Consider the following 8,182-nt stretch of genomic DNA (forward strand, 5'->3'; position numbering starts at 1 on the left):
CCATCCGCACCGACCACGAACAGGGTCCGGTTGGCCGTCGTCGCGCGGCTGTGAACGGCGCCGTACGCGTACGCGGTCGCCAGATCCACGTCGCTCGCCATGACGAACGGGAACTGGTCGTCGCTCGCCCAGCTCACGAGCTCTTCCTGGGTGTCGGCGCTGATGGCGATTAGCACCACGTCCCGGCCGCCGTTGAAGATCTGCGCGTACTGATCACGGTACGCGTGCATCTGGATCGTTCAGCCCTTGGTCCGGGCCTTGAAGAAAAAAGCCAGGACGACGGTCTTGCCCCGGTAGTCGCTGAGTCGCACGGGTGTGGCCAGCGGCCCCCACCGGGTCGCGCCCGGCAGCTCGAAGTCCGGGGCCTCCACGCCCACCTCCAACGGCGGGGGCAGCGGGCGTTCGGCCTCCTGGGCCGCCGCTCCTCCCGCCGTGAGCGCCAGGGTGAGGCCAGCGATCGTGGTGTGTCCGCGCATTGCGTGCTCCCCGCTGTGGTGTGTCCGGCAGACATAATGGGAAGGGCGGCCCCAGTCGGCGAGTTCCGCCGGCGTCCCGGGAGGCGCAGGCCGGGCGGCGGGACCTTGCAGCCCGGGTCGCCGCGCCGATACCGTGCGCCCATGCCGGTCTCCTCAGCCAACTCCCGCGTCGTCTTCGACGCGCTCATCGAGTCGGGCGTGCGCATCGTGTCCGCGTTACCCGAGACGTGGCTGGTGCACCTCATCCGACTCGCCGAGGAGGACCCCCGGACCACGCTGGTTCGGCTGGCCAAGGAGGAGGAAGGCGTGGGCGTGTCGATGGGCGCCTACATGGCCGGGGTACCGTCCGCCATGCTGATGCAGAACCACGGCTTCCTGGCGGCCATCAACGGCATCGTTTCGGGCGCGCAGCTCTTTCGCGTTCCGCTCTTGATGCTGATCAGCCAGCGGGGCGATTTCGGCGAGGCCGATCCGTGGCAGACCGAAGGTGGCATCGTCACGCCCCACGTGCTGGACGCCCTCAGGATCCCCTACGACCGACTGGAGGATCCGGCCGAGGTGCCGACCAAGGTGGGCTGGGCGCGGACGCTGGCGTACGCCGCCAATCGGCCCGTCGCCCTGCTGCTCACGCGCGCTCTGATGTGGGAAGCGGCGTGACGGACGCCGGCGGGGCCAGGATGAAGCGTGTAGAGGCGCTGCGGGCGATTCACGAGGATCTGGAGGGGTGCGCGGTCGTGACCATCATGGGCGCCGTGGCCGCCGAGCTTCAGTCCGTCGGGCACCGTCCCAACTTCTTCTACCTCCAACACGCGATGGGCCTGGCCTCGTCCATGGGGCTCGGTCTGGCGCTGGCGCGGCCCGAGCTCGAGGTCGTCGTCCTGGACGGCGACGGCTCGGTGCTGATGAACGCGGGCGGGCTCACGACCCTGGGGCGCTACCGGCCGCCCAACCTCGTCCACGTGGTCTTCGACAACGAGTCGCTGCTCAGCGTGGGCGGGTTTCCCACCGCGACGGGCGCCGGGACCGACCTCGCCGGCATGGCGGCGGCCGCGGGTGTGCCCGCGACGGCCATGGTGCACGACCTCGAGGGTTTCGAGAGCGCGTTCCGGTCGGCGCTCGAAGGCGACAGGACCACCACCATCGTCGCCAAGGTGGAGGAGCACTACGAACCGCCGCCCGACACCAGGGGGTTCGTTACCCGACTTTCGCTGCTGGAGAACAGGTACCAGTTCCGCCGCTGGCTGGAGAGCATGGGATGAGCCTTCTGACCGAACTCGCGCGCTCGTTGGGGGACGGGTCGGTCCGGGTCGTGGACCTGACGCAGCCGCTCGGTCCCGACACGCCAGTGATCGGGTTGCCACCGCCGTTCGCGCCGTCGCCCGGGCTGAGCGTGGAGGAGATCTCGCGCTACGACGACGCCGGTCCCGCCTGGTACTGGAACACGATTCGCCTGGGCGAGCACACCGGCACGCACTTCGACGCCCCGGTCCACTGGATCACCGGCCGCAACCTGCCGGACAACACCACCGACACGATCCCCGCGGGGCGCTTCGTCGGCCCCGCCTGCGTGCTCGACGTGACCGCCGATGTCCAGGCCGACGCCGACTTCCTGCTGACCCCGAATCGCGTCGAGGCGTGGGAGGCGGAGCACGGACTCATCGGCGCAGGGTCCTGGGTGCTGCTGCGCACCGGCTGGAGCCGGAGGGCGGAGCCGGCTGCGTTCCTCAACCTGGCCGATGACGGCCCGCACAGCCCGGGCTTCTCGAAGGAAGCCAGCGAGCTGCTGGCGCACGAGCGGGACGTTTTGGGCGTAGGCGTGGAAACCATCGGCACCGACGCAGGGCAGGCGGGCGGCTTCGATCCACCGTTCCCGAACCACTCGATCATGCACGGGGCGGGGAAGCTCGGGCTCGCTTCGCTCACCAACCTGCACCTGCTGCCGCCGACCGGCGCGATCGTGATCGCCGCGCCGCTCAAGCTGGTCGACGGGAGCGGGAGTCCTCTGCGGGTCCTGGCGCTGGTCGAAGCCGACTAGAACGGCTCGGCCTCGGCACCGGGCGCCGATCAGCCGGGCGGGACGAATATCCAGTGGTTCGCGGTACGCTCGCCGGCCGACGCCTCGCTCGCCCCACCCACCACGTGGATGCCGTCGGCCAGAGGGGCCGCTCCCAGCAGCGTGAGGGGCTCTCGCAGGTCGGCCATCTGGGCCCACGCGTCTTGCGCCGGTCGATACGCCAGCACGCGCGAGAAGACGTCCGTGGTCGGGGTTCCGCCGAGCACGTAGATCGAGCCGCCCGCGGCGGCGGAGGCGAGCCCGAACCGGGGCGCGGGCAGCGGAGCCGCCGCCGACCACGCGCCGGTGGCCGGATCGTACAGGTCCACGCTGGCGAGTCCGATGTCGTCGGCGGGCGACCCACGGCCGCCGGCAACCAGGATGAGGCCTCCGGGCAACGCCGCGGAGGCGAACGCGGTCCGCGCCGTGGGCAGCAACGGGCCGGCCGACCACGCGTCCGCGGCCGGGTCGTACACGGAGTGATCGTCGGTGACTCCGGCGGCGCTTCCGCCCAGCACGTGCACCAAACCCCCGGACGACTCCGCCCCGGCTCCGCCGCGCGCGCTCGGCAGGGGCGCGATCTCGCTCCACTGGTCGAGCGCGGGGTCGTAGGAGAAGGCCCTATCGGTCGGCCCGAAGGGGAACGGGTCGGCGCTCGTGAACCCCCCGAACAGGTACAGCTTGCCCGCATGCGCCACGGCCGCACTTCCCCACGTCGGCAGCGGCAGGGGAGCGAGCGCGGACCAGGAGTCGGTCGAGGGATCGAACCGCTCGACGGCTGCCACGGGTGAGCCGCTGCCCGCGCCGCTCAGTCCCCCGAGGACGTACAGCCGGCCGTCGAGCGCGACGGTGGCCGCGGCCGCGTCGCTGCGAGCCAGGCCCGCGGCCGGCCGCGGCGCCCACTCGCCCGCGCGAACCTCGGCCGGAAGGACGGCGGAGACTCCGTCGAGCGCTATGGCAAGGACCGTGCGCCCCGAATCGACTGAGCGCACGACTCCGTCCCCGTTTACCGTGACGACGCCCACGTCCTCGCTGGAATAGACCCCCCACCACCCCGGGATCGAGTGGCCACGGGCGTCCTTGGCGTCCGCGATGATCCCAGTGCTCTCCCCCACCGCGTCGAAGACGACCGGGTCGGAGCGCCACGTGATCGACGCGGTGCGCTGCGCGACGGTCACCTCGGCCGTCCCCGACGCGGCGCCCGCGGTGGCCAGGATGCTCGCCTGTCCATTCAGCACGGCGACGACCCTGCCGCCCGAGTCCACGGGCGCCACCTCGCCGGCCGATGACGTCCACACGATCGGCGCGTCGAGCCGCCGTCCCGCCGCGTCGAAGACCTCCGCGGTGAGCCCCGCCTCTTCGCCGAACGACTCGAGCAGGACGCTGGACGGCGTCACCGCGACCGAAGCCGGCAGGCGCGGCTCGGCGGGAGAGTCATCGGCGCAGGCGAGCACGGTGAGCAGCGCCAGGGGCAACACGGGAATGCTCGTTCTCATGGCGGGATCGAAGAGGTTCACTGTCAGCGGCCTTGCTGTAACGCGTGGCGGCGCCGTCATGTGGACAGCGCCAACCGGGGGGGCGTTGGGGTTGATCCTGAGCGCCCCGCAAAGCCCTCCCGGATCGTCGAATCCGAGAGGGCTTCCTTGGGCCGAGCTGCAAGCCCGATTAGTCGGTCTTCGCGGCGCTGCCCTTGGCCTGGGCCGTCTTCGCCTTGCCGTCCCGCGGGCCCGAGCCCGAGGCGCCAACCGGAGCGGCTGGCTTCGACGTGCCGGAGGCCGCTTTGGCGGTCGCGCCGCTCGCGCCCGCCGGGGCCGCGCCCGCCGCCGCCGGGCGGGGCGAGGCACCCTTCGCGCTTTTGCGCCCCCGGCCGCCGGCGGCACCGGCCCCTACCACCTCGGCGTCCTCGATCACCTGAAGAATCCCGTCGCTCACGCGCACGCCGCCGATGTCCATCATCGTTTGCAGCGCGGGTGGCACCGCCGACATCAGGTCGGTGACGAAGCTGGTAACGCCGGCGCCTTCGCCGTTGGCCCCACCCCACATCACCACCTTGTCGAACTTGATGTTCGAGATGGCATCGGCAGCGGTATCGGCCAGATGGTCCAGGTGCTCCAGCACCAGCAGGCGATACGCCTCGTCCGCGCCGCCGCACGCCGCGACGATCGCGCGCAGACCGTCGGCCTTCTTGGACAGCTTCTCGTACTCGCCGCGCGCCTCGGCCTCCAGCCGCGCGAACAGCGCCGCCGCCTCGGCCTCCGCTTCGATCCTGCGGCTCTGACCCGCCGCCTCGGCCTCTACGATGCGCTTGGCCTTCTCTGCCTTGGCCGGCGCCTCCAGGCTGGCTCGACGCTCGGCCTCGATGCGCTCGGCCTCGGCCAGCGCGGCCTTGGCCTGCGCGAGGTTCTCGGCCTCCGCGACCGCCGCCTCGGCCACGCGCCTGCGCGTCTCACCGGCCTGGAACGCCTCCGCTTCGCGCACCTGCAGCTCGGCGTTGGCCTGCGCCACGCGCGCCTGCGCCACCGTCTCTCCTTCGATGGCCTCGGCGTTCGCGTCGGCGACCGCCACGCGGCGGTCCTGGTCGGCGGACGCGATCTCCGTGTCCCGTACGTATTCGGCGCGCTTCTGGGCGACCGCCGTCTCGCGGTCCAGCTCGGCCACCCGCACCGCCGTGTCGCGCTCGGCGCTCTTTACGCCGATCTCCTTCTCGCGCAGCGCGTTGGCGACCGCGATGTCCTTCTCCTGGTTGGCCTCCGCGACGCGCGTCTCGCCCAGCCTCTCCTGCTCGGCCACGTCGCCGCGCGCCTTCTGCACCGCGCGCGCGCCGGCCTCCCGTCCTATCGCCTCGATGTAGCCGGACTCGTCGTTGAGGTCCTTGATGTTCACGTTGATCAGCTTGAGGCCGATCTTCTTGAGCTCCGGCTCCAGCGCGTGCTCGATGTTGGCGCGGAAGCCGTCCCGGTCGCGGTTGATGTCCTCGATCTTCATGGACGCGATCACCTGCCGCATCTGACCGAAGATGATGTTCGAGGCGAGCTCGCGGACGGCCTCGGCGCGCAGGTTCAGCAGGCGCGACGCGGCGTTCTGCTGGTAGTCCTCGGTGTCGCCAACGGCCACCGTCACCTGGGACGGCACGCGCACGCGGATGTTCTCCAGCGACAGCGCGTCGGTCAGGTTGATGTCGATCTGCAGCGGGACCAGGCTCAGGAAGTCGAACTCCTGTATGACCGGCCACACGAACGCGCCGCCGCCGCTGATCACGCGGGCGGACTTGCCGGTGCCCACGCGGCCGCTGATGACCAGGACGCGGTTGGCGGGGCAGCGCTTGTAGCGGCGCACGAATAGCATGAGCAAGCTGAGCGCCACCAGCGTGGCGACGCCCACCAGCAGAATGATCGGGGGGAAGCCTCCGATCCCGGGAAGGTCCTGGACCAGCGCCAGGCTAGCGATCGTCTTCATGGAGCATCTCCTCGAACGTCTTGCGGGGGACGACCTCTACGCTCTCGCCGTCGTCGCGCACGGCGGCAACCACCACCGCGGCGGCGCTCGGGATCTCGACGTCACCCTGCGTGAATGCCGGTAGCTCGACCATCCGCCCCTGCACCACCACGTGGACCAGGCCGTGTCGTACTCCGGATGCCGGAATCGGCAAATAGACCTTGCCCTCCGTCCCCACCGCCGAGGAGAGCCGAATGTTGCCGCTGCTCTGTAGCCTCAGGATCTGCCGCATCAGCCAGGCGGTCACGACGGCCGCCCCGAAAGCCGGGACGATCGCGATCGCCGCCGCGAGGACGTCCGGCAACCAGCGCACGAGCGTCAGCCCGAACGCGCCGAAGGTGGCGAGCGCCGCCGCGATAGAGCGCACGCTGAGCAGATTCAATCCGTCGCCCGCGCCGCTCCCGCCCACGTCGCCGGCGTCCGCCTCCAGGTCCAGCTCGGGGGCGTCGAATTCCACATCAGCGTCGGCGTCCAGCCCCACGAAGCTCAGGATGACCTGGACCCCCAGCACTATCGCGCCGACCACCAGCGTTGCTAGAAAGAGGGTGTTCATCAGGGCGCCTCCCGAGATAACAGGCCGCGGTCGACCTTGCCGAGGTGCGTACGCGGCAGGTCCTTCAGAAAGCGCACCTCGCGCGGGTACTTGTAGGGTTGCAGGTGACGCCTGGCGAACTCCTGGAGATCCGACCCGAGCGACTCGCTTCCGCCGCCACCGGCCAGTACGACGAAGGCCACCGGCTTCACCAACCCTCGTGCATCCGGTACGCCGACGACGGCCACTTCCTTCACCGCCTCGTGGCGCAGCAGGCAGTCCTCGAGCTCGCCCGGAGAAAGCCACTTGCCGCTCACCTTGAGCATGTCGTCGGCGCGGCCGCAGTACACGAAGTAGCCGTCCTGGTCGCGGCGCAGCATGTCGCCCGAGACGTACCACTCGCCCCGAAAGGCCTGGCGGCTCTTCTCGGGTTCCTGCCAGTAGCACGTGGCGCGCGAGTCGCCGCGCACCCACAGCCGGCCGGGCTCTCCGTCGGGCACGGGTGCGCCCGCGTCGTCGCGCAGCTCGACGTCGAATCCCGGCACCGCCCGTCCGAGCGTGCCGGGCCTCACGTCGCCCGGTCGATTGCTCAGAAAGATGTGCCACATCTCGGCCGTGCCCAGTCCGTCCAGCAGCTCCACGCCAAACGCCTCCCGCCAACGCCGGTGCAGCTCGGGCGGCAGCGCCTCCCCCGCCGAGGTGGCGAGACGCAGGCACGACAGATCCTGCTCGGAGGCCGTGGGGTGGGACACCATTCGGTTGATCATGGTGGGCACGTTCACCAGCACGGTGGGTCGGTGCCGGGCGATCCGTTCGAACAGCGCGTCCGCGGTGCAGCGCTCGGCGAACAGCACCGCCGATCCTCCCACGGAGAACGGGAAGAACAGGTTGGAGCCCAGCGCGTAGCCGAAGTACAGCTTGGGCACCGAGACGGTGATGTCGTCTTCGGAGACTTCCAGGACGCCCTTGCCGTACAACTCCGTGGTGTTGGCGTAGCTGGCGTGCGATTGCACGACTGCTTTGGGGCGGCCCGTGGTCCCGCCGCTGAACAGCCAGATCGCCGCGTCGTCGCGGTGAGCGGGGAAGGGATCGAGCTCGGGCGATGACGCCGCGATGGCCTCGGTGACGCGCGCGTCGTCCACGTCCAGGACGACCGTGCCCGCGCCAGAAGGCACCTCCCGGAATCCGTCCGCCGCCGCTCCACCAACCACCGCGGCGCGCGCGCCGGTGTACGCGCACAGCGCTTCGATCCCCTCCGGCTCCAGGTCCGGGTTGACCATGACCACGACGGCGCCCGCCTTCAGGATCCCGAACAGCGCGCCGACGTAGTCCGGCCCGTCCGGCATCGATACGATGACCCGCTCCTCGGGCTGTACGCCGGCGTCCACCAGCGCGTTGCCGAATCGGTTGGAGAGGACCCTCACGTCGTCGTACGTCAGCGCCCCGGAGTCCGTGCGCAGCGCGACGCGCCCGCCTCGACCCTCCTCGACGCGGTCGTCCAGGAAATGGCGGGCGATGTTGAGGCTGTCCGGGGCTCGGTAGTGCATGGCTGGGAGTACCGCTCCGGGAGGGCTCCGATGCTGGACACCGGCCTCGCGGAGCGAGGGCCCGACGTCCGACCGCCGC

The 8,182-nt window shown here is 70.8% G+C and carries 9 protein-coding genes; 3 read left to right on the top strand and 6 right to left on the bottom strand.

Translation table 11 applies throughout. The features are described from left to right. Positions 1-230, bottom strand: a 230-nt coding sequence (locus tag ABFS34_15010; GenBank protein MEN8376735.1) for a redoxin domain-containing protein, incomplete at its 3' end; no start/stop codon positions are given. Positions 231-239: 9 nt separating this feature from the next. Continuing rightward, a complete protein-coding gene (locus ABFS34_15015) occupies positions 240-476 on the bottom strand; it encodes a redoxin domain-containing protein (GenBank protein ID MEN8376736.1) in 237 nt (78 codons plus the stop codon). 141 nt (positions 477-617) lie between these two features. On the opposite strand from ABFS34_15015, the gene ABFS34_15020 reads away from it, so the two are divergent. From ABFS34_15020 to ABFS34_15030, 3 genes are read left to right on the top strand one after another with little or no spacing between them, the layout of a single operon-like run. After that, entirely contained in the window at positions 618-1,133 is a 516-nt protein-coding gene (locus ABFS34_15020) for a thiamine pyrophosphate-binding protein (GenBank protein MEN8376737.1), read from the top strand. Positions 1,134-1,153: 20 nt separating this feature from the next. Beyond that, positions 1,154-1,735 (top strand): thiamine pyrophosphate-dependent enzyme, encoded by a 582-nt coding sequence (locus ABFS34_15025; protein MEN8376738.1) that lies wholly within the window; start codon positions 1,154-1,156, stop codon positions 1,733-1,735. After that, positions 1,732-2,511, top strand: a complete 780-nt coding sequence (locus ABFS34_15030; GenBank protein MEN8376739.1) for a cyclase family protein — start codon at positions 1,732-1,734, stop codon at positions 2,509-2,511. The genes ABFS34_15025 and ABFS34_15030 overlap by 4 nt, the downstream gene beginning before the upstream one ends. 29 nt (positions 2,512-2,540) lie before the next feature. Here the strand turns inward: ABFS34_15030 and ABFS34_15035 are convergent, their stop codons facing one another. The 4 genes from ABFS34_15035 to ABFS34_15050 form a co-directional block, all read right to left on the bottom strand. Further along, entirely contained in the window at positions 2,541-4,025 is a 1,485-nt protein-coding gene (locus ABFS34_15035; protein MEN8376740.1) for a kelch repeat-containing protein, read from the bottom strand. A 169-nt stretch (positions 4,026-4,194) separates the two neighbouring features. Further along, on the bottom strand, positions 4,195-5,985 hold the full coding sequence (locus tag ABFS34_15040) for an SPFH domain-containing protein (protein MEN8376741.1): 1,791 nt from the start codon (positions 5,983-5,985) through the stop codon (positions 4,195-4,197). Next, positions 5,969-6,577, bottom strand: a complete 609-nt coding sequence (locus ABFS34_15045) for a hypothetical protein (protein ID MEN8376742.1) — start codon at positions 6,575-6,577, stop codon at positions 5,969-5,971. Before ABFS34_15045 ends, ABFS34_15040 begins: the two co-directional genes overlap by 17 nt. Next, on the bottom strand, positions 6,577-8,182 hold a 1,606-nt coding region (locus ABFS34_15050; protein ID MEN8376743.1), incomplete at its 5' end, for a benzoate-CoA ligase family protein. The genes ABFS34_15045 and ABFS34_15050, both read right to left, overlap by 1 nt.

Source organism: Gemmatimonadota bacterium (assembly GCA_039715185.1).
In the GTDB taxonomy this organism is placed as follows: Bacteria; Gemmatimonadota; Gemmatimonadetes; order Longimicrobiales; family RSA9; genus DATHRK01.